Origin of the sequence: Janthinobacterium kumbetense (genome assembly GCF_023703445.1) — a bacterium.
GTDB classification, from domain to species: domain Bacteria; phylum Pseudomonadota; class Gammaproteobacteria; order Burkholderiales; family Burkholderiaceae_D; genus Janthinobacterium; species Janthinobacterium kumbetense.
In genome coordinates, this window is sequence record NZ_JAMQGR010000005.1 from 185,632 (window position 1) to 207,050 (window position 21,419).

The 21,419-nt window shown below is 62.7% G+C and carries 16 protein-coding genes; 14 read left to right on the forward strand and 2 right to left on the reverse strand.

Annotation, left to right across the window (positions count from 1 at the left end; translation table 11 throughout):
* Positions 1-42: 42 nt before the first annotated feature.
* Both NCG91_RS16385 and NCG91_RS16390 read left to right on the forward strand, forming a co-directional pair.
* A complete protein-coding gene (locus NCG91_RS16385; RefSeq protein WP_251350436.1) occupies positions 43-1,287 on the forward strand; it encodes a cystathionine gamma-synthase family protein in 1,245 nt (414 codons plus the stop codon).
* A 79-nt stretch (positions 1,288-1,366) separates the two neighbouring features.
* Positions 1,367-2,140, forward strand: a complete 774-nt coding sequence (locus NCG91_RS16390; RefSeq protein WP_251350437.1) for a tetratricopeptide repeat protein — start codon at positions 1,367-1,369, stop codon at positions 2,138-2,140.
* 71 nt (positions 2,141-2,211) lie between these two features.
* Here NCG91_RS16390 and lexA read toward each other — a convergent pair whose 3' ends face one another.
* Entirely contained in the window at positions 2,212-2,847 is a 636-nt protein-coding gene (lexA, locus tag NCG91_RS16395) for a transcriptional repressor LexA (protein WP_034783454.1), read from the reverse strand.
* A 275-nt stretch (positions 2,848-3,122) separates the two neighbouring features.
* Here lexA and rpsF point away from each other — a divergent pair, with 275 nt between their 5' ends.
* The 7 genes from rpsF (at position 3,123) to NCG91_RS16430 (ending at position 7,926) form a co-directional block, all read left to right on the forward strand.
* Positions 3,123-3,512 (forward strand): 30S ribosomal protein S6, encoded by a 390-nt coding sequence (rpsF, locus tag NCG91_RS16400; protein ID WP_034750499.1) that lies wholly within the window; start codon positions 3,123-3,125, stop codon positions 3,510-3,512.
* A gap of 20 nt (positions 3,513-3,532) precedes the next feature.
* Complete coding sequence (gene priB / locus NCG91_RS16405; RefSeq protein WP_034783455.1) at positions 3,533-3,832, forward strand: primosomal replication protein N; 300 nt, start codon at positions 3,533-3,535, stop codon at positions 3,830-3,832.
* 25 nt (positions 3,833-3,857) lie between these two features.
* On the forward strand, positions 3,858-4,148 hold the full coding sequence (gene rpsR, locus NCG91_RS16410; protein WP_010400024.1) for a 30S ribosomal protein S18: 291 nt from the start codon (positions 3,858-3,860) through the stop codon (positions 4,146-4,148).
* A gap of 27 nt (positions 4,149-4,175) precedes the next feature.
* Entirely contained in the window at positions 4,176-4,631 is a 456-nt protein-coding gene (gene rplI / locus NCG91_RS16415; protein WP_034783456.1) for a 50S ribosomal protein L9, read from the forward strand.
* A gap of 135 nt (positions 4,632-4,766) precedes the next feature.
* Positions 4,767-6,152 carry a replicative DNA helicase gene (locus NCG91_RS16420; protein ID WP_034750488.1) on the forward strand — a complete coding sequence of 462 codons (1,386 nt, stop codon included), beginning with the start codon at positions 4,767-4,769 and terminating at the stop codon, positions 6,150-6,152.
* Positions 6,153-6,246: 94 nt separating this feature from the next.
* Positions 6,247-6,873, forward strand: a complete 627-nt coding sequence (locus NCG91_RS16425; RefSeq protein WP_010400015.1) for a DUF47 domain-containing protein — start codon at positions 6,247-6,249, stop codon at positions 6,871-6,873.
* Between the two features lie 42 nt (positions 6,874-6,915).
* The gene (locus tag NCG91_RS16430) at positions 6,916-7,926 is read left to right on the forward strand and encodes an inorganic phosphate transporter (protein ID WP_034783457.1); all 1,011 of its coding nucleotides are present in this window, start codon (positions 6,916-6,918) and stop codon (positions 7,924-7,926) included.
* 46 nt (positions 7,927-7,972) lie between these two features.
* Here the strand turns inward: NCG91_RS16430 and NCG91_RS16435 are convergent, their stop codons facing one another.
* On the reverse strand, positions 7,973-8,869 hold the full coding sequence (locus NCG91_RS16435) for an MBL fold metallo-hydrolase (protein ID WP_251350438.1): 897 nt from the start codon (positions 8,867-8,869) through the stop codon (positions 7,973-7,975).
* Positions 8,870-9,068: 199 nt separating this feature from the next.
* Here NCG91_RS16435 and NCG91_RS16440 point away from each other — a divergent pair, with 199 nt between their 5' ends.
* The 5 genes from NCG91_RS16440 (at position 9,069) to NCG91_RS16460 (ending at position 21,405) form a co-directional block, all read left to right on the forward strand.
* Complete coding sequence (locus NCG91_RS16440; protein ID WP_251350439.1) at positions 9,069-10,691, forward strand: GAF and HD-GYP domain-containing protein; 1,623 nt, start codon at positions 9,069-9,071, stop codon at positions 10,689-10,691.
* Between the two features lie 47 nt (positions 10,692-10,738).
* Entirely contained in the window at positions 10,739-12,943 is a 2,205-nt protein-coding gene (locus tag NCG91_RS16445) for a CHASE2 domain-containing protein (RefSeq protein WP_251350524.1), read from the forward strand.
* A gap of 210 nt (positions 12,944-13,153) precedes the next feature.
* Entirely contained in the window at positions 13,154-14,764 is a 1,611-nt protein-coding gene (locus NCG91_RS16450; RefSeq protein ID WP_251350440.1) for a ShlB/FhaC/HecB family hemolysin secretion/activation protein, read from the forward strand.
* Between the two features lie 16 nt (positions 14,765-14,780).
* Complete coding sequence (locus NCG91_RS16455; protein WP_251350441.1) at positions 14,781-20,681, forward strand: YDG domain-containing protein; 5,901 nt, start codon at positions 14,781-14,783, stop codon at positions 20,679-20,681.
* Positions 20,650-21,405, forward strand: a complete 756-nt coding sequence (locus NCG91_RS16460) for a FecR family protein (RefSeq protein WP_251350442.1) — start codon at positions 20,650-20,652, stop codon at positions 21,403-21,405. The genes NCG91_RS16455 and NCG91_RS16460 overlap by 32 nt, the downstream gene beginning before the upstream one ends.
* The last annotated feature ends 14 nt before the right edge of the window (positions 21,406-21,419 follow it).

Genomic DNA, 21,419 nt, shown 5'->3' on the forward strand with positions numbered 1-21,419 from the left:
TAAGCTGCCCGGCCGATGCCGGGCATTTTTTTCTCCGCGATCATGAACGATAAAAAAAACTACGGCTTTACCACCACCATCCTGCATAACGACCGCCGCAAGGGCATCGAACATGGCTCCCTGCACAAGCCCGTGCACACTTCCGTTGCCTTTGGTTACGCCGATGCGCGCCAGCTCGCTTCCGTGTTCCAGGGCAAGGAGCCGGGTTTCCGCTATGGCCGCCAGGGCAACCCGACCGTTTCCGCGCTGGAAGACAAGGTCAACAAGATGGAAGACGGCGTGGCGACCCTGTGCTTCGCCACCGGCATGGGCGCCATCGGCGCCGTGGTGCAATCCTTGCTGCGCGCGGGCGACCATGTCGTGTCGTCGGCCTTTTTGTTTGGCAACACCAACAGCCTGTGGCAAACGGTGACGGGGCAGGGCATCGCCGTGTCGTTCGTCGACGCCACCGACGTGGCCAATGTGGCGGCCGCCATCACGCCGGCCACGCGGATTGTTTTCGTGGAAACTATTGCCAATCCGCGCACGCAGATCGCCGACCTGAAGAAGATCGGTGACTTGTGCCGCGAGAAGGGCATCCTGTACATCGTCGACAATACGATGACGACGCCATACCTGTTCCGTCCGAAAGCCGTGGGCGCGGGCCTGGTGGTCAATGCCTTGACGAAATCCATCGGCGGCCACGGCAATGCGCTGGGCGGCAGCTTGACGGATACGGGCGTGTTCGACTGGACGCAGTATCCGAACATTTTCGAGAATTACAAGAAGGCGGCGCCCGCGCAGTGGGGCATCGCGCAAATCCGCGCCAAGGCCTTGCGCGATTTCGGCGCGTCCCTGGGACCGGAAGCGGCGCACCATATCGCTGTCGGCGCGGAAACCATGGCCTTGCGCATGGACCGCACCTGTTCGAACGCGCTGGCGCTGGCCACCATGCTGGAGGCGGACCCGAGAGTGGCGGCCGTGCATTACCCGGGCCTGGCGTCGCACCCGCAGCACGCGCTGGCGACGGACTTGTTCCGCAGCTATGGCTCGCTGTTCAGCTTTGAATTGAAAGATGGCATCGACTGCTTCGATTTCCTTAATCGTCTCAATCTTGCCATTCCCGCCAGTAACCTTGGCGACACGCGCACCCTCGTCATTCCCGTCGCCCACACGATTTTCTATGAGATGGGTGCCGAGCGGCGCGCCAGCATGGGCATCGCCGAGTCGCTGATCCGTGTGTCGGTGGGTATCGAGGATGAGGTGGATCTGCTGGAAGACTTCAAGCACGCATTGGAAGAAGAATAAGGTTTCACTTTTTTGAGAAAAAGATTACATTTAAGTGTAATTAAAGCATATGTGTCTTTTTCTCAATCGGAGAGTGGGAATGAAAAAAATTGTATTTAGTGTTTTTTTATTGTTTTCTTGCGCTGTCTATGCTGATGACCTGACGGATGCGAATAAATTCCTGCAATCCAAGGCTTACCCGCAAGCCTTGGATTTGTACAAGAAACTGGCTCAGGCTGGGAATGCCGAGGCTCAATTTCATTTGGGCGAGATGTATTTGTATGGTGAAGGAGTGGCTGTCGATGCCGCGCAAGCCGGACAATGGTTTGGGCAGGCATCCAAGGCGGGCAACAAGAATGCCGAAGCCGCGCTTGCCCTTATGGCTAACCGTGTCGCGCGAAAAGGTGACATTGATTACTATGTCAACTCATATGCTGGCGAGGATGTTGCCTTGAGTAAGGTCAAGTGCGTTACCCCGGTGATTCCTGCATTCTCCCAAACCAAGCGTCAAATCAGAGATGTGGCCGATAGTGTTGATGCCTGGATGGCGTGCTATAACAGCTTTGTCAGTAATTTGAATGCTTCTTTGCCGCCTGGCAAAGCCATTCCTTCTGATATTGAATCGTTGATGAATGAGCAGGAATTTGAAAAGGCCAAGCTGCGCATGGATGCAGCCTATGCGCGGGTGAGTGCCGAAGGGCGTGAGCTGGCAAAAAATATCTTGGCGCAGCGCGATGAGTGGCACTCCAAAACAGAGGCGTATCTCTTGGCGGAGAATAAAAAAATTCAGACAGAAAATGAAATGAGTGAATTGAATCGCTCACGTACCGCGAACACGCCGCAATGGGTGACCAGTCCTTTGCCAAGCAAATAAGTCAGTCTTGCCGATGTGCTCAATTGGATGGGAATTAAGCGCTCGCAGGTATGCTGCAAGCGCTTTCCCTCTTAATGCCAACTGCGCATGAGTCCGACGGCCAAACCTTCCAATGCAAACTCATCTTCCGGCGACACGGTAATCACCTTGAAGTCCGGATTTTCCGGCAGCAATTCGATGACGGAACCCGTCTTCTTGTAGCGCTTGACGGTGACTTCGTCGCCGATGCGGGCCACGACGATCTGGCCATTCTTGGCGCTGTCGACTTTCTTGACGGCCAATAAATCGCCATCCATGATGCCGGCGTCGCGCATGGACCAGCCGCGCACCTTCAGCAGGAAGTCAGGCTTGGCCGAAAACAGGGCCGGATCGACGTTGTAGCTCGCTTCCAGGTTTTCCTGCGCCAGGATGGGCGAACCGGCCGCTACCCGGCCGATCAGCGGCAGCGACATCAGCAGCGCTGCCGGCACCTTCGATGGCAGCGCTTCGGCGGCGGCGCCGATCAGGCGGATGCCGCGCGAGGTGCCGGGAGAAATCTCGATCGCGCCCTTGCGGGCCAGGGCCTGCAAATGCTCTTCGGCCGCGTTGGCCGATTTGAAACCCAGTTCATTGGCGATTTCGGCACGGGTGGGAGGAAAGCCCGTGTTTTCAATCGCGTCCTTGATCAGGTTCAGGATTTGTTCTTGTCGTGCTGTCAGCTTGATCATGAGCGGTGGGTGCATACTAAAATGCTGTCTATATGAACAGTCTGTATTTTTGTACAGTATCGTTCACTATGCAAGGGGATTTCCGTGTTTTGGGCGAATTTCGCAAGAAATACTTGTCCATGGACGGAAAGCACGGTGGCGCGCGGGCTTTTCGGGCCCATGTGGAAGGAATGATTGAAACGTTTGCAAAAGGCGGTTATAATCTTCGGCTGACCTTCCCACACCCGTCTTGACGCCGGGGTGGGCGATTATCAATCCGACCTGAAGGAGTTTGCATGCGTCATTATGAAATAGTCTTTATCGTCCATCCGGACCAAAGCGAGCAAGTGCCCGCGATGATCGAACGCTACAAAGCCAGCGTAACCACCCGCGGCGGTTCGGTTCACCGCGTGGAAGATTGGGGCCGCCGTCAAATGGCTTACTCGATCCAAAAGCTGCCTAAAGCACACTACATCTGCCTGAACATCGAATGCGACAACGAGACCCTGGTCGAGTTGGAAACAGCATTCAAATTCAATGATGCCGTGTTGCGTCACCTGACCGTTAAAATGAAGAAAGCTGAAACAGCTCCTTCGCCGATGATGAAATCGGTACAACGCGAAGACGCGGCCAAAAGCCACCGCACCGAAGCACCAGCAGCCGCTCCAGCCGCAGCAGCAGCTTAATTTTTGACCAGGATCGTGCGCTGAACCAGCTACAAGTAACCGCCATCATTGCCGAGCGCGAAATATTGCGCTATACCCCGGCAGGGTTGCCGATTGTGAATGCAGTATTGCAACACAGTTCGCAGCAGATGGAAGCAGGAATTGCCCGTTTGACCGAGTTTGATGTTGCCGCGCTAGCCGCTGGCGAAATCTCCGGCCGGTTCAGCCAGGCAAGCTTGGGCGGGGTGTATCAGTTCACGGGTTTCCTGGCCAGAAAGAGCCGCAACAGCAAGAGTTTGGTGTTTCACATCATTGATTTTAGTGCAGTCAATTCTGACTAGCGCATTTTAGATACAGGAGCCTGACATGGCATTCGGTAAAAAGTTCGACAAAAATAAGCTCAAGCTTAAAGAAAAACGCAAACAGCAAAACCCGTTGTTCAAACGCAAGAAGTTCTGCCGCTTCACCGCAGCTCACGTTGAGCAAGTCGACTACAAAGACGTCGACACGCTGAAAGACTTCGTCCAAGAAAACGGCAAGATCATGCCAGCACGCCTGACCGGTACCAAAGCGCACTACCAGCGCCAAGTTGACACCGCAATCAAGCGCGCTCGCTTCCTCGCGCTGCTGCCATACACCGATCTGCACCACGCTTAATCGGTCAGATATTCCTGGAGAAGAACTATGCAAATCATTCTGTTAGAAAAAGTTGTTAACGTCGGTAACCTCGGCGAAGTCGTCAAAGTCAAAGACGGTTACGCACGTAACTTCCTGATCCCGCAACGCCTGGCACGTCGTGCTACGGCAACCGCTGTGGCTGAATTCGAAGTCAAGCGCGCCGAACTGGAAAAAGCTGCTGCCGCTAAACTGGCCGCATCGCAAGCCCAGGGCGAAAAACTGAGCGGCCTGACCGTTCAAGTTGCTCAAAAAGCTGGTGTTGATGGCCGTCTGTTCGGTTCCGTCACCAACTTCGACATCGCTGAAGCGCTGACCAAGCAAGGTTTTGCTGTTGAAAAAGCACAAATCCGTATGCCTACCGGCCCGCTGAAGATCGTTGGCGAGCACAACGTTTCGGTTGCTCTGCATACCGACGTGGTTGTGGAAGTTGTTATCGCTGTCGTTCCAGACGCGAACGCGTAATCGTCTGCGGGCCTGGCCCGCAAGCGTTGCCGCACTATGAAAAGCCGGGTTCGCCCGGCTTTTTTGTGGCCTTTTTTTCGCTCAATTTCAGCCCTTTATTTTTGCCAGCACGCCGAAGCGGGTATAATTCGCGCCATGAACGCCCCCTCTGATCCGCAACTGGATTCCCTCCGTATTCCGCCGCATTCGATCGAAGCAGAACAATCCGTTATCGGTGGTCTGCTGCGCGACAATGCCGCATATGACCGCATCGCCGACTTCATGCATGCGGAGGATTTCTATCGCTATGACCATCGCATCATCTTCGAGCAAATCGTCAAGATGGTTAACGCTTCCAAGCCAGCCGATGTCATTACTGTTTTTGAAACCCTGACCCAGCTCGGCAAGGCCGATGATGTGGGCGGACTCGCTTACCTGAACGCCATGGCGCAAAACACGCCATCGGCCGCGAACATCCGGCGCTACGCCGAGATCGTGCGCGACCGCGGCGTGCTGCGTAAACTCATTACCGTCGCCGACGACATCTCCGGCACGGCCTTCAGCCCGCAGGGCAAGGAAGTCAAGCAGATGCTTGACGAGGCCGAATCGAAGATTTTCGCCATCGCCGAAGAAGGCGCGCGCGGCGCCCAGGGCTGGACCGCCATCCAGCCCCTGCTGACGCAGGTGGTCGAACGCATCGACGAACTGTACAGCCGCGACAACCAGAGTGAAATCACGGGCGTGCCCACCGGTTTCATCGACCTCGACCGCATGACCTCGGGTCTGCAGCCGGGCGACCTGGTGATCGTGGCGGGCCGTCCATCGATGGGCAAGACGGCGTTTTCCGTCAACATCGGCGAAAACGTGGCCATCGACAGCGGCTTGCCCGTGGCCGTGTTCTCGATGGAGATGGGCGGCGCCCAGCTGGCCATGCGTATGCTGGGCTCCGTCGGACAGCTCGACCAGCACCGCCTGCGCACGGGCCGCCTGAACGACGAAGACTGGCCGCGCCTGACGAATGCGATCCAGAAGATGAACGACGCGCAGTTGTACATCGATGAAACGCCGGCCTTGAATTCCATCGAGTTGCGCGCCCGCTCGCGCCGCCTGTCGCGTCAATGCGGCAAGCTGGGCCTGATCATCGTCGATTACTTGCAGCTGATGTCGGCCAATACGCCGGGCGACAACCGGGCCACGGAGATTTCCGAGATTTCACGGGGCTTGAAAGGCCTGGCGAAAGAACTCGGTTGCCCCGTGATTGCGCTGTCCCAGCTGAACCGCTCGCTGGAGCAACGCCCGAACAAACGTCCTGTCATGTCCGACTTGCGCGAATCGGGTGCTATTGAGCAGGATGCCGACGTGATCCTGTTCATTTACCGCGACGAGGTGTATAACCCCGACTCGCCGGACAAGGGAACGGCCGAAATCATCATCGGTAAACAACGTAACGGTCCAATCGGCAGCATCCGCCTCACCTTCATGGGGCAGTACACCAAATTTGGCAATTACAGTGGTGGCCTGGCGCTTTACCAAGGCGACTAACACAGCAGCACTGATATTCCATTGGCCGCCCCTTCATCAAAAGGGGCGGCTTTCTGTAGTAAATAACACGACTCAATGCTTAACGGAGAATGACATGTTTGGACGCTTGATGCCCACTGAGGGCAAGTTTTTTGAATTGTTTAACCAGCACGCGGAATTGTGCGTCAAGGGCGCCAAAGAGATGCTCGGCCTGATGACCAATTTCGATGACCTGGAAAACCGCGTGCATGCGATCGAAAGCATCGAGAAACAGGCGGACAAAGTCACCTACGCCACCGTGGAAATGCTGCACAAGACCTTCATCACGCCGATCGACCGCGATGACATCCATCAGCTGATCACGCGCCAGGACGACATCCTCGACCTGCTGGAAGATGCGGCGCAAACCGTCTCGCTGTACGACCTGAAGGCCGTCACGCCGGAAGCCAAGCGCCTGGCCGAACTGGTACTGGCCTGTACCGAAAAAGTGCGCGACGCCGTCGCCATGCTGCACAACATGGATAACTCGCGCAAGATCGTCGCCATCTGCGAAGAGATCGACCGCCTGGAATCGGACGCCGACCACGTGATGCGCGCCGCCATGTCCAAGCTGTTCCGCGACGAGCCGGACGTGCGCAACCTGATCAAGCTGAAAGCGATCTACGAAATTCTGGAAACCGTGACCGACCGTTGCGAAGATGTGTCCAATATTATCGAAGGCATCATCGTCGAAAACGCGTAAGCGTTGGGCCTGTCCTGAACCAGAATCAGAAAAGAAACTACAATGACCATACAAATCAGCATCTACGTGCTAGGCCTGTTGATCGTCCTCGCACTGCTGTTTGACTTCATGAACGGCTTCCACGATGCCGCCAACGCGATCGCCACGGTGGTCTCGACGGGCGTATTGAAACCGCAGACCGCGGTTGCCATGGCCGCCACGTTCAACTTCGTCGCCATCTTCGTGTTCCACCAGCTGACCGTGGCCGCCACGGTGGGAAAGGGAACCATCGACCCGGCGGTGATCGACCAGTACGTGATCTTCGGCGCGCTGATGGGCGCCATCTTCTGGAATTTGTTTACCTGGTACTACGGGATTCCTTCGTCGTCCTCGCACGCGCTGATCGGCGGCCTGGTGGGCGCCGCCGTCGCCAAGTCCGGCACGGGCGCGCTGGTCGCGGCCGGCCTGTGGAAAACGGTGGCCTTCATCGTGATCGCACCGGTGCTGGGCTTTGTGTTCGGTTCCATCATGATGCTGCTCGTGTCGTGGATCTTCGTGCGTTCGACGCCGCGCAAGGTCGACAAGTGGTTCCGCCGCCTGCAACTGGTATCGGCGGCCGCCTACAGCCTGGGCCACGGCGGCAACGATGCGCAAAAAACCATCGGCATCATCTGGATGCTGCTGATCGCCGCCGGTTACTCGAGCGCGGCCGATGCCATGCCGCCGATGTGGGTCATCATCTCGTGCTACACGGCCATCAGCTTCGGCACCCTGTTCGGTGGCTGGCGCATCGTCAAGACCATGGGTCAGAAGATCACCAAGTTGAAACCGGTCGGCGGCTTCTGCGCCGAAACGGGCGGCGCGATCACCCTGTTCGTCTCGACGGCGCTGGGCATTCCCGTGTCGACCACGCACACCATCACGGGCGCCATCGTCGGCGTCGGCTCGTCGCAAAAAATGTCGGCCGTACGCTGGGGCGTGGCGGGCAATATCGTCTGGGCCTGGATCTTCACGATTCCCGCGTCGGCCTTCGTCGCAGCAGTCGCGTGGTGGATTGGCCACCACATCATGTAATGGATAGCCAACGCCAGTAAAAAGGGAGCCTCGCGGCTCCCTTTTTTTATGCGCCGGCCAGTTCCACCGTCAGCCCTTCGTAGGCGAGGAACACTTGCAGGCCATTGAGGCGGCTGCTGTAGCGCCCCATCACGTCGGCAAACACGGCTTCGAGCTGCTCGTCGCTGCGCGTCGGTTCGTGGTGGGTGCAGTACAGGCGCCGCGCGCCGCAGCGCAGGGCGAGGTCGAAGGCGGCGTCGAAGGTGCCGTGGCCCCAGCCCTGCTTGCCCGGGTATTCCTCGCGCGTGTACGAGCAATCCATGATCAGCGCATCGACGCCGGCGACCAGCGCATCGATGCCGGCCTGGCGCTGCGCATTGCGCGCCGCGCAGGCCGCGTGCTCGGCATGGCCGGGCGGATGCAGGTTGTAGAACGGTTCATGGTCGCCGCTGAAAAACAGCGCGGCGCCGCCGCAGTCGATGCGGTAGCCGAGATTGACGACTGGGTGGTTCATTTCCGCGCCGCGCACGCGCGCGCCCCCCACCTCGACGGCTTCGCCGGGCGCCAGGGTGCGGTACTCGATGCTGGCCGCCATGGCCGCTTCGCTGACAGGAAAATAGCTGCCTTGCAGCTGCACCGCCATCACGTGCTCGATGCCGCGCCCGCTGATGGCGTCAAAGGCGCCATGCAGGCGCATGCGGTTGCCTGCCACGAACAGGGGCGAAAACATGGGCAGGCCGTGGATGTGGTCCCAGTGGCTGTGCGTGATGAAGACGTGCGCGTCGACGGGCTCGCCCGGCGGCAGTTGCTGCGCCAGCGCAAAGATGCCACTGCCCGCATCGAGGATGATCAGGCTATCGTTGTCGGTGCGTACTTCGATGCACGTGGTGTTGCCGCCATAGCGCGCCGTGCGCGGGCCGGGGGAGGGGATGGAGCCGCGCACGCCCCTGAACGTGAATTTCATTCAGTACCTTGTTACGGTGTAATTATTGTTGATTCTATTCTAATTAATGAGATTGGCGGCAACATTTATGTGTGTTGCAATACGGCAAGTTATTTCATTTTGTTGCAACTAAGTAATGTACAGTGCGCAGGGTGGCCGTTACACTGGCGCTTGCCGACTTCCCCTTTTTTTGCTTGCCCATTACCTGATTGCCACCAACATGCCTCAGTTGCACCCTGAGAAAATCGCCCACAGACTGGAGCAATTGACCGAACTCAGTGTCGCGCTTGGCCATGGCCTGGGCGGCGAAGGGCACGATATCGGCGCGCTGTTGCAGCGCATCGTGCTGCTGGCAAAAAGCATGAGCGGCGCCGACGGCGCCACCCTGTACCGGCCCATGGCCGGGGGGCGCCAATTGGCGTTCGATATCAGCGTCAACGACAGCCTGGGCATCGCGCAGGGCGCCGACATGGGCTTGCCTGGCGTGCCCCTGTTCGACACTGCCGGCCAGCCGAACCTGGCGTCGGTGGCCGCGTATGCGGCGAACCTGCGCCGCAGCGTGAACATCGCCGACGTGTACCGCGACGAGGGCTTCAATTTTTCCGGCATGCGCGACTTCGACCGCCACCACGGCTACCACACGCAATCGATCCTGACGGTGCCCATGAGCGACCACGAGGGCGACCTGATCGGCGTACTGCAGCTGGTCAATGCCAAGGATGGCGAGACGGGCCAGGTGCGCGCCTTTTCCTCCACCGACCAGCGCTTCATCGAGGCGCTGGCCGCGCAGGCGGGCGTGGCGCTGACGAATCAGCTGCTCATTTCGCAGCTGGAAGAGCTGCTCGAATCGCTCGTTACCCTGATCAATATCGGCATCGATGAAAAGTCGCCGTACACGGGCCGCCACTGCCAGTTCGTGCCCGAGCTGACGATGCTGCTGGCCGACGCCGCGCACGCCACGCAAACGGGGCCGCTGGCTGATTTCCGGCTCAGCGACAACGAGCGCAAGCAGCTGTGGCTGGCCGGGCTGCTGCATGACTGCGGCAAGATCACCACACCCGTGCACGTGGTCGACAAGGCCACCAAGCTGGAAACCATTTTTGATCGCATCGCCCTGATCGACACGCGCTACGAAGTGCTGCTGCGCGACGCCGAGATCGCGGCCCTGCGCCAGCAGGCGGCACTGCCGCAGCAAAAGGAGGTCATCGCCCGCGCGCTGGCACAGGAGCAGGCGGCGCTGCGCGACGAGCGCGACTTCATCCGGCGCGTCAACATCGGCGGCGAAAGCATGGCGCAGGCCGACCAGGAAAGAGTGCGGCAGATCGCCCGGCGCCGCTGGCGCGCGGCCGACGGCGAACTGCGCGATTTCCTCGACGCCGACGAAACGGAAAACCTGACCATCCGCGCCGGCACCCTGACGGCGACCGAGCGGGCCATCGTCAACAACCATATCAGCGTGTCGATCCGCATGCTCGAAGCGCTGCCGTGGCCCAAGCACCTGCAGAAGGTGCCGGAATACGCGGGCGGCCACCACGAGCGCATGGATGGCAAGGGCTATCCGCGCGGGCTGACGAAAGAGCAGATGTCGGTGCCGGCGCGGCTGATGGCGATTGCCGACATTTTCGAGGCGCTGACTGCGCGCGACCGGCCCTATAAAAAGGGCAAGCCGCTGTCCGAATCCCTGCGCATCCTTGGCAACTTCAGCCTGAACGGCCATATCGACCCGGAGCTGTTCGACGTTTTCATCCGCAGCAAGGTCTATCTGACCTTCGCTGAAAAGCACATGCATCCGAGCCAGATCGATGCCGTCGACGAGGCGGCCATTCCGGGCTATACCCCTTGAAGCTGTCGCTGGCCTTGCGCAAGCATGGGGCGCGGTCGCTGCTGGGCATGCTGCTGACCTTGGCGGCAGCCGTCCTGTGCGTGGCCGGCAACGACACTGTCGCGCGGCTGGACGCCATGCTGGGCGACTGGCGCATGCGTCTTGATGCGCCGCAGCTGGACCTCCGCATCGTCATCGTCGACATCGACGAGCAAAGCCTGGCCCGGGTGGGCCGTTTCCCCTGGAGCCGCGACATCCAGGCGCGCCTGGTGCGCCAGCTCACCGGCCATTACGGCGTGGCCGCGCTGGGCTTCGATATCTCGTTTCCCGAAGCGGACACCAGTTCCGGCTACGCCGTGCTGCAGGGCCTGGCGCGGGGCGAACTGGCGGGCGTGGCCGGCTTGCCGGCGCAGCTGGAAAAACTGCGCCTGGCGATGGATTACGATGGCCTGTTCGCCGAGGCCATGCGCGGCCAGCCCGTGGTGCTGGGCTACAGCGTGTCGGAGCAGCAAAGAAAGGGCGTGCTGCCCAAGCCGGCTTTTACCGTTGCCGATTTGAACGGGCGCAGCGTCACGGCCTACGTGGCGCGCGGCTACGAAGCCAATATCGCGCCCCTGCAGGCGGCCGCGCAGGGCGCCGGCATCTTCACGGCGCTGACCGATGCCGATGGCGTGGTGCGCTCCTCGACCCTGTTGCAGCGCATCGGCGACGGCTACTATCCGTCGCTGTCGCTGGCCACGGTGGCCGTCTACCTGCAGGCGCGCGCCATCGCCCCCCGTTTCACGGGCACGGCCGATACCCTGTCGGCGCGCGAACTGGCCAGCGGCGGACTCGAACACATCATGTTGTTTACGCCGCGCGGCGCGCTGGCGATCCCCGTGGGCGAAGCCTTGACCACTACGGTGCAGTACCGCGGCGCGGGCGGCCCCGATGGCGGCGCCTTCCGTTACGTGTCGGCGTCCGACGTGCTGGCCGGCACGGTGCCGCCCGCGCTGCTCAAGGGCGCCCTCGTGCTGGTGGGGACCACGGCGCCCGGCTTGAACGATATCCGTGCCACGCCCGTGAATGCCGAGTATCCGGGGGTGGAAGTGCACGCCAACCTGATCAAGTCCATGCTCGACGGGCGCTTCAAGGCACGGCCCGACTATGCGCTGGCATTCGAACTGGTGCAGATCGTGCTGTTTGGCCTGCTGCTGGCGGGCGCCTTGGCCGTGCTGCCGCCGGCCGGCGTGATGCTGGCGACCGTGGGCGCGCTGGCGGCCGTCATCGCCATCAATCTGTACCTGTACGCCGTGCACGACCTGGTGCTGGGCGGCGCCGTGCTGCTGTTGCTGATCGTCGCGCTGTTCATCGCCAACCTGGCGTGGGGCTATTTTTTCGAGGTGCGCAAGGGACGAGCGCTGGTGGCCCGTTTCGGCGAATATGTGGCGCCCGAACTGGTCGCCGAAATGGCCGACGATCCGCAGCGCTACACCATGGAGGGCGAGAACCGCGAATTGACGGTGCTGTTTGCCGACGTGCGCGGTTTCACGGCCATTTCCGAGCAGCTGGCGCCGGCCGCGCTGCGCGAATACATCAACGAATACCTGACGGCCATGTCGGAAGATATCCGCGACAGCCATGGCGGCACCCTCGACAAATACATCGGCGACGCCGTGATGGCGTTCTGGGGCGCGCCCGTCGCCTTTGCCGATCACGCCAGCCGGGCCGTGGCCAGCGCCCTGCTGATGCAGGGCAGCGCGGCGCGGCTGAACCAGCAGTTTTGCGCACACGGCTGGCCGGCGCTGCGCATCGGCATCGGCCTCAATACGGGGCCCATGCATGTGGGCGACATGGGTTCGCGCATCCGCCGCGCCTATACCGTCATGGGCGACAGCGTCAACCTGGCCGCGCGCCTGGAAGGCGCCAGCAAGCTGTATGGCGTGGGCATCGTGGTGGGCGAGGCCACGCGCGCGGCCGCCGCCGCATTCCTGTACCGCGAGCTGGATCGGGTCAGAGTGCAGGGCAAGCAGGAAGCGGTGGTCATCTTCGAGCCGCGCGGCCTGCTGGCTGATGCTACGGCCGCGGAACTGGCGCAGCTGGAACGCTGGCACGCGGTGCTGGCCTTGTTGCGCGCGCGCGACTGGGCGGCGGCTGGAGCGCAGCTGGCCCGCTTGCAGGCGGACTTTCCCGATGACGGCTTGTACCGGCTGTACGCGGCGCGCCTGGAGCGCTATCGCAGCCTGCCGCCGCCAGCCGACTGGGATGGCGTGACAGAATTGCACAGTAAATAAGGCTGCCGGCGCGCCGGAAAATGCCCGTTATTGCGGCATTTTTATCACTGTGCGCGCACTGTTTGTTGCGTTGCGATAAAAATCAGGGAGAAATGTTAGAAATTTCTGACTGGAAACAAAAAGCCGTCTAAAATTTGTCTTCAATCCATTGCCGGACACGCTGGCGCCTGCGGGCCGCGCGCTTGTCCGGTTACACAAGAAATCCTTCACATGACATATCGTTTGGTGCACCTGCTTGCGGGTTCCGCGCTGCTGTTCGCCGTCGGCGCCGCCGGCGCTGCCGTTTCCATGGATGACGCTGCTCCTGCCCTGCAGGAAGATGGCGTGCCGCGCTTCGAGATCCGCCGCTTCGACGTCCAGGGCAATACCCTGCTCACGTCGGCGCAGGTGCAAGCCTTGCTGGCGCCCTTTACGGGAGTGCAGCGCGATTTTTCCGACATCGCGCGCGCCGTCGAGGCGCTGGAGGCGGCTTACCGCGAGCGCGGTTACAGCGCCGTCCAGGTGCAACTGCCGGAACAGGAACTGGAACGGGGCGTGGTGCGCCTGAGTGTGCTGCAAACGCCGCTGGGCAAGCTCGCCATCAGCGGCAACACGCATGTCGACGAGACCAACGTGCGGCGCGCCTTGCCGTCCCTGCGCGAAGGCGAGACGCCGAACTTGCCGGCCTTGTCGCAAAGCCTGAAGCTGGCCAACGAAAATCCGGCGCGCAAGATCGAAGTGCGCCTGCAGGCCGACGAGCCGGCGGGCGCCATCGACGCCATCGTCACGGTGGCCGATGAGCAGCCCTGGAAAGCCATGCTCAACGTGGACAATACGGGCAATGCGCAAACGGGCAAGACGCACGTGGGCGTGGTGCTGCAGCATGCCAACCTGTTCGGCCGCGACCATGTGGCCAGCCTGCAATACACGAGCAGCCTGGAAAAGCCGGACAAGGTGGGCGTGTATGGCGCCGGCTACCACTTGCCGCTGTACGCGCTGGGCGACTCGATGGATTTTTTCGCCAGCTATTCGAACGTCGATTCGGGCAGCGTCTCGGCCGGCATCTTCGACCTGGCCGTCAGCGGCCAGGGCAGCATGGCCGGCATCCGCTATAACCAGAATTTTGCCCGCAGCGGCGATTTCGAACCCAAGCTCGTGTACGGCATCGATTACAAGGCGTATCGCAACAGCGTGCAACTGTTCGGCATGGAGCTGGGCGCCGACGTCACCGTGCACCCGCTCAGCGTCAGCTACATCGGCGCCTGGACCTTGCCCACGGGCGAGACCAGCGTGGCCGTCACGTTCGCGCATAACATTCCTGGCGGCAAGCATGGCGCGCAAGCCGATTTCGACCGGGTGCGCGCGCATGCCAAGGCCGCCTACAACACGGTGCGCCTGAGCGCCAGCTCGGGACGCGTGCTGGCCGGCGACTGGCAATGGCGCGCGCTCGTCAATGCGCAAGTCACGCCGGACGCGCTGGTGCCGGGCGAGCAGTTCGGCGCCGGCGGCGCCGCGTCCGTGCGCGGCTTTGCCGAGCGCGAGGTGTCGAATGACTCGGGCGCCAGCCTGAACCTGGAACTGTACACGCCGAACTGGTGCGGCCAGGCGCTCGGTTACCAATGCCGCGCGCTGGCCTTCTATGACACGGCCTGGCTGCGCCGCAACCATGCGCTGCCCGGCGAAAGCGCTTCGCAAGGCATAGCCAGCGGCGGACTCGGCCTGCGTTTGCTGCTGAGCCGCTATGCCAATCTGCAACTCGATTACGCCCATGTCGTCAATGGCGGCGACACGGGACAGCGGGGCGCCAACCGCCTGCATTTCCGCCTCGCCTTGGCCTACTAGTATCAGGATGAACACCATGCAAAACCACGCCCAGCACGCCTCCGTTTTCATCCTGACGCCATCATTTGCTCCACCTTGTGCGCTACCCCTGCGCCGCACGGCGCTGGCGCTGCTGCTGGCCGGCTGCTTCGGCGCGGCGCAGGCCAACCCCGCCTTGCCGCAGGTGGTCCATGGACAGGCGACGTTCAACCAGCAGGGCAATGTGTTCTCGATCACGAACACGCCCAACACCATCATCAACTGGCAGAGTTTTTCCATCCATGCCGGTGAAATCACGCGCTTCATCCAGCAAAACGGCAATAGCGCAGTACTCAACCGCATCACGGGACAAGACCCCAGCAAGATCCTGGGCGCGCTCGAATCGAACGGCAAGGTGTTCCTGATCAATCCGAACGGCATCGTCTTCGGTCAGGGCGCGAAAGTGGACGTGAATGGACTGGTGGCGTCCAGCCTGGGCATGACGAACGAGGATTTCCTGGCCGGCAAGCGCCAGTTCACGGCGGGCGGCGTGGCCGGTGCCGTCGGCAATGCGGGCACCATCAACGCGGGCAAGGGCGGACAAGTGCTGCTGATCGCGCCGAACGTGGAAAACACGGGTCTCATCACGGCGCCGAACGGCGAAGTGATCCTGGCGGCCGGGCGCAGCGTGCAGCTGGCCGACCCCGGCAATCCGCAATTGCGCGTGCTGGTGTCGGCGCCCACCGACCAGGCGCTGAACCTGGGCCAGATCATCGCCCAGGGCGGCAGCATCGGCATGGCCGGCGCGCTGGTCAGCCAGCGCGGCGTGCTTAGCGCGAACAGCGCCGTCGTCGGCGACAACGGCAGGATCGTGCTCAAGGCCAGCGGCAAGGTGCTGCTCGAAGGGGGCAGCGTCACCAGCGCCACGGGCGCGGCAGGTAAAGGCGGCGACATCCAGGTGCTGGGCGAGCAAGTGGGTTTGCTGGGCAATGCGGCAATCGACGCCAGCGGCGCCACGGGCGGCGGCACGGTCCTGCTGGGCGGCGACTACCAGGGCAAGAACGCGGCCGTGCAGAATGCGCGGCAGGTGCTCGTCGGCAAGGACGCCAGCGTCAAGGCCGATGCCATCGACAGCGGCAACGGCGGCAAGGTCATCGCCTGGGGCAATGAATCGGCGCAGGTGCACGGCAGCATTTCCGCGCGCGGCGGCGCGCAAGGCGGCGACGGCGGCTTCGTGGAAACCTCGGGCCATTCCCTGGCCGTGGGCGGCATCCGCGTCGATACGAGCGCACGCCGCGGCAAGCGCGGTACCTGGCTGCTCGACCCCTACGATATCGATGTGGTGCAGGGCGGCGGCGGCAGCCTCGGTGACGTGGACGAGTTTGCCGAAGGTCCGCCCTCCAGCAGCACCAGCATCGGCGCCGACGTGATTTCCAACGCCAACAGCAACGTGACCTTGCAGGCCCAGCACCGCATCAATTTCAGCAGCGCCGTCAATATGCTCCATCCCGGCATCGGCCTGAGCGCCACGGCGGGCGAGACGATCAATGTGTATGCGGCCATCAGCACCAACGGCGGCAATGTGACCTTGTCGGCCAACGACGCCAGCAGCGGCGCCGCGTATGGTTCCAGCGCGAATATCCACCTGAACGCGCCGATCACGACGAACGGCGGCAGCGTGTCGCTGTCCGGCGCCAGCGTGGCGGGCAGCGGCGTGGTCAGCGTCGGCAACGGCAACCTGTCCCTGCGCGCCAATTTCGCGGGCGGCGAAATCAACCTGACGGGCGGCGGCGCGCGTCTGGCCGGCAGCGGCATCGGCGGCCAGACGGTGACCTTGCAGGCCGACAGCATCAGCATCGGCGGCACTCTGGATTTCGGCGGCACCGGCGGGCGCGCCAGCGTGGCGATCAAGCCCCTGAGCAGCTCGCGCCTCATCGACCTGGGCAGCAAGTCCGGCGGCGCCCTGGGCCTGGATGCGGCCGAACTGGCCGGCATCTCGGCATCCTCGCTGACCATCGGCGACGGCAGCAACACGGGCGGCATGCGCATCTCGAATGCGATCAATCTGGCGGGCGACCTGCGCCTCAATTCAGCTTCCCCCATCACGGCCACGGGCGCCGTCACGGTCGGCGGCCTGTTTGCCCTCGACGGCGGCGCGTGGACGCAAAATGCGTCCGGCCTGGCCGCTTTCTCCGCCAGCCGCTTCGCCATCGCGCCGGGCGCCAGCTTCCTGCGCGTGAGCGGCGGCGACGGCAGCACGGCCGCGCCTTACCAGATCGTCGATATCTACGGCTTGCAAGGCATCGGCAGCCTGGGGCTGGGCAACAACTATCGGTTGATGGGCAATATCGACGCCAGCGGCACGACCAGCTGGAACCAGGGCGCCGGTTTTGCACCCATCGCCGGCGGCGATGGCGCAGGGTATGCGGGCATGTTCGACGGCGGCGGTCTTGCCATCAATGGCCTGTACATCAATGCCCTGAACCCGACCGTCAGCTCCGGCGTGGGCCTGTTCGGCAAGGTGCAGGGGGGGACGGTACGCAACCTGGCCCTGCAAAATGGCAGCGTGGCGGGGGTGAACAATGTCGGCGCGCTGGTCGGCCTGAATATCGGCGGGACGCTGGACAGCGTGCGCAGCAGCACCGCGGTCAGCGGCGCCAGCGCCGTCGGCGGTCTGGTCGGCAGCAACGGCGGCACGCTGCGCAATGCCAGCGCCAGCGGCAACGTCGCGGGCATCAATGCGGCCAATGGCGGCAGCATTGGCGGGCTGGTGGGGGCAAACCTGGCCGGCGCCAGTATCGATGCCGCCTACGCCACGGGCGACGTGACGGGAGCGCGCGACAAGGTCGGCGGCCTGGTGGGGAACAATGACGGCGCCATTTCGCAGTCCTACGCCACGGGCGCGGCCCGCGGCGCGGCCAATATCGGTGGCCTGGCGGGACGCAATGGCGGCAGCATCAGCGACGCCTACGCCACCGGCGCCGTCGGCGTGTCGGCCGATGGCGACCAGGCGGTGCCCCGCGCAAACTTGGGCGGGCTGATCGGCTGGAGCGTGGCGGGCAGCAGCGCCAGCCACGTCTACAGCAGCGGCGCCGTGGCCGGCAGCGGCTTTGCGGGCGGTACGGTGGGCGGGCTGGTGGGTCGCGCCGATGTGGGCGCGGGCATCGCGTTCGGTTTCTGGAACTATGAGACGGCCGGCATCCTGATGGACCAGGGCGGCGCCAGTGGCCGCACCACGGCGCAGATGCAGCAGCAGGGCAGCTTCAACGATTTCAATTTCAGCAGCGTCTGGCGCATCTACGATGGCTATACGACGCCGATGCTGAAGGCGCTCCTGAAACCGCTGCAAGTGAATGTCACGGACAATGCCAGTGGCAAGGTCTACGATGGCCAGCTGGCCGCCTTCCTGGGCACGATAGGTTACGTGGGACTGCTCGACGGCGATGCCGGCGTGAATGGCAGCCTCGGTTACGGCAGCAACGCGCGCAATGTGGGTAACTACGGCTTGACGGGGCTGTGGTCGACCAAGTACGACATCACCCTGGGCGGCACGACCACCTATGCCATCACGCCGCGCATCCTGACGGTCGGCATCGGCGGCAATGGCAAGGTGTATGACGGCAACCTTGGCTATGACGGCGCCACCTTCGTGCTGGGCAATGTGGTAACGGGCGACAATATCAGCATCAGCGGCAGCGCCGCCTTCCTCGACAAGAACGCGGGCGGCAGCAAGGCCGTGCACGCCAGCGGCCTGACCCTGGACGGCAATGAGCTGGGCAACTACAGCCTGGCCGCGACAACGGCGGACGGCACGGCGGCCATCACGGCGCGCATCCTGAATTATGGCGTCTCGGGCGCGCAAAGCCGCGTCTACGATGGCACGCTGCAAGCGGCACTGAATGGCTATTTCGAAGGCCTGGTGGCGGGCGACCAGGTCGGCATGGCCGGCTTGCTGGGCAGCTTCCGCGACAAGAATGCCGGTACAGGCAAGGTGGTCGATTACCAGGTGGCGACGGGTCACCTGACGGGCGCCGATGCGGGCAACTATGTGCTCAATGGAAATGCGGGCAGCACGACGGCCGACATCGGCGCACGTGCGCTGAACCTGTCCGGCGTGGTGGGTAACAAGGTCTACGATGGCACGACGGGCGCCAGCCTGGTCCTGGGCGATGACCGTCTCGCCGGCGACAGTTTGACGGCCTCGGCATTGGCCAACTTTGCGGACAAGAACGTGGGCGCGGCCAAGGCGGTGGAGCTCAGTGGCGCGGCGCTGACGGGCGCCGATGCGGGCAATTATTTTATCGTCTTGCCGACAGGCTTGCTGGCCAGCATTACGCCCGCCAGCCTGACCCTGGCCAGCCTGAGCGCGGCCGGCAAGGTGTATGACGGCACCACGAATGCGGCCGTCAGCGCGTCGGCGAACGGCGTGCTGGGCCAGGATGTGGTCAGCGTGGTGGGCGGCAGCGGCAGCTTTGCCGACAAGAACGCGGGTGCGGGCAAGCTGGTGACAGCCAGCGGCTTCCGCCTGGCGGGCGCCGATGCGGGCAATTACACACTGGAAACGACGGGCGGCACGGCGCAGGCAACGATTGCGCAAAAACAATTGTCAACCTGGGTCGGCAGCGGCAGCGGCTTGTGGAGCGACGCCGCCAACTGGGACGGTGGCGTGGTGCCGGAAGGCGCGAACGTGCTGGCTGTCGACTTCAGCAACAGCAAGGGCATCGTCACCTACAGCGCGGCGGCCGGCAGCACCATCTTGAAAAAACTGCATTCGGCGACGGGCTTGCTGTTGACGGGCGGCAGCCTGACGCTCGGTGACAGCGCGCTGGACCTCTCCGTGCTGGGCGGCCTGGCCGGCCTGGAAATCAACGGCGGCAGCTTGCTGCTGAACGGCAGCCTGTCGGCGGACCGTTATGCGCAAGGCGGCGGCATGCTTAGCGGCAACGGTAACTTGCTCGTCGCCAACAGTTTTAATCAGACGGCCGGCGCCATCCGGCTGGCGGGCCAGCTGGCCATCACGCAAGCGGCGGGAGATGTGCGCTTCGCCAGCCTGGCGGCCAACGAGGTGAAACTGAGCGCCCTGAACGGCGCCATCGGCCAGGATGGTGCCTTGCTTGCCGGCAGCCTGGCTGCGCAGGCGCGCGATGGCATCGTGCTGGGCCATGCGGGCAACCAGGTAGGCAGTTTTGCCGCCAGCAATAGCGCAGGGGGCGGCATTGCGCTGAACAATACCTCGGCGCCGGGCACCCTGGTCCTGGGAACCTTGGTCACGGGCGCGGGCAACATTGCCATCGATAACACGGGCGGCGTCATGGCCGGCAACATCAATGCGAATGGCGGCAACGTCAGCGTGACGGCGCACAGCCCCGTCACCGTCAACGGCAAGATCGAGGGCAAGGACATTGCGCTCAATGCCAGCACGGATGTGCTGCTGGGCAATGGCGCGCAGCTGGCAGCGGCGCGCGACATCAGCCTGGCGGCTGGCGGCGACATTCGTATCGAGGGCAATGCCCAGGTTCTCGGCGGCGGCAATTTCAGCGCCAGCGCGGGGGGCAATGTGCGCTTTGCGGACACGGCAAGCTTCGCCTTACCGGCTGCGGCCAGCATGAGCGTGCTGGCGAAAGCGGGCAGCATCACGGGCGACTCGGGCGTGCGCATCAACCGCCAGCGCGCCAACGTCAGCTTGCTGGCGCCGAATGGCGCGGTGAACATGGCGGACGCCATCTTCTTGCCTGCCACGACCGTCGACAAGCCCGCCATCGATGCCAGCGCCAGCGCCGCCATCGATGAAGCCTTGCGTATCATCAAGCAGGCCGACCGTGCCAACGCCCCGCTCGCTTCTGCATCGCCAGCCAAGGATGATGACAAGAAGAAAGACAGCAAGGATGTTGCCGATGCCACAGATAAACCCACAGGATACAAATACGATGATGCCGCAAAAAAAATGTACTGCAATTAAGGCCTTGCTGTGGCTGGCCCTGATGTGCGTGGGCGCGCACGCCTGGGCTGGCCAGGTGGCGGGTACGGTGATGCAGTTGAGCGGTCCGCTGATGGCCAAGAAGGCGGATGGCAAGATGAAAATCCTGGCCATCAAGTCCGAAGTCGAGCAGGGGGACACCTTGCTGACGGAAAAGGAAACCTATGCCTTGATCAAGCTGATCGACAATAGCGAAATCACCCTGAAACCGAATACCAGTTTCGTGATCGAGCAATTCAGCTACACGGCCGAGCAGCCTGACGGCGACCACGCCATCTTCAGCCTGCTCAAGGGCGGCTTGCGTTCCGTCACGGGCTTGCTGGGCAAGCGCAACAAGGAGCGCTTCGAGATGAAGACGCCGGCCGCCACCATCGGCATCCGCGGCACGACGTTTGTCGCCACCTATGTGCCGGCCTCGGCGCAGGCGGTGCCAACGGTGCCGACACCAGGCGGGGGGGCGAGGGCGCCGGGCCTGTATGTCCAGGTGCTCGATGGCTTGATTCACGTGACCAATCCTGCCGGGACGCAGAATTTTGCCGCCGGGCAATTTGGTTTTACGCCCAGCTTCAAGCAGCCGCCCGTGATGCTGCCTGTCAATCCCGGCATCCCGTTCACGCCGCCGCCGGTCTTTTCATCGTCGTCATCGGGCCCGGGCAGCGCGGCAGGCGGCAGCAAGCCGGCCGCAATCGACTGCGTCGTGCGCTAAGCGTCGTCAAACAA

Bases quoted from the DNA above. Each gene is read 5' to 3' on its own strand.
- NCG91_RS16385 (WP_251350436.1), top strand. From the start codon at position 43: ATGAACGATAAAAAAAACTACGGCTTTACCACCACCATCCTGCATAAC.
- NCG91_RS16390 (WP_251350437.1), top strand. From the start codon at position 1,367: ATGAAAAAAATTGTATTTAGTGTTTTTTTATTGTTTTCTTGCGCTGTC.
- lexA (WP_034783454.1), bottom strand. From the start codon at position 2,847: ATGATCAAGCTGACAGCACGACAAGAACAAATCCTGAACCTGATCAAG.
- rpsF (WP_034750499.1), top strand. From the start codon at position 3,123: ATGCGTCATTATGAAATAGTCTTTATCGTCCATCCGGACCAAAGCGAG.
- rpsR (WP_010400024.1), top strand. From the start codon at position 3,858: ATGGCATTCGGTAAAAAGTTCGACAAAAATAAGCTCAAGCTTAAAGAA.
- rplI (WP_034783456.1), top strand. From the start codon at position 4,176: ATGCAAATCATTCTGTTAGAAAAAGTTGTTAACGTCGGTAACCTCGGC.
- NCG91_RS16420 (WP_034750488.1), top strand. From the start codon at position 4,767: ATGAACGCCCCCTCTGATCCGCAACTGGATTCCCTCCGTATTCCGCCG.
- NCG91_RS16425 (WP_010400015.1), top strand. From the start codon at position 6,247: ATGTTTGGACGCTTGATGCCCACTGAGGGCAAGTTTTTTGAATTGTTT.
- NCG91_RS16430 (WP_034783457.1), top strand. From the start codon at position 6,916: ATGACCATACAAATCAGCATCTACGTGCTAGGCCTGTTGATCGTCCTC.
- NCG91_RS16435 (WP_251350438.1), bottom strand. From the start codon at position 8,869: ATGAAATTCACGTTCAGGGGCGTGCGCGGCTCCATCCCCTCCCCCGGC.
- NCG91_RS16440 (WP_251350439.1), top strand. From the start codon at position 9,069: ATGCCTCAGTTGCACCCTGAGAAAATCGCCCACAGACTGGAGCAATTG.
- NCG91_RS16445 (WP_251350524.1), top strand. From the start codon at position 10,739: ATGCTGCTGACCTTGGCGGCAGCCGTCCTGTGCGTGGCCGGCAACGAC.
- NCG91_RS16450 (WP_251350440.1), top strand. From the start codon at position 13,154: ATGACATATCGTTTGGTGCACCTGCTTGCGGGTTCCGCGCTGCTGTTC.
- NCG91_RS16455 (WP_251350441.1), top strand. From the start codon at position 14,781: ATGCAAAACCACGCCCAGCACGCCTCCGTTTTCATCCTGACGCCATCA.
- NCG91_RS16460 (WP_251350442.1), top strand. From the start codon at position 20,650: ATGATGCCGCAAAAAAAATGTACTGCAATTAAGGCCTTGCTGTGGCTG.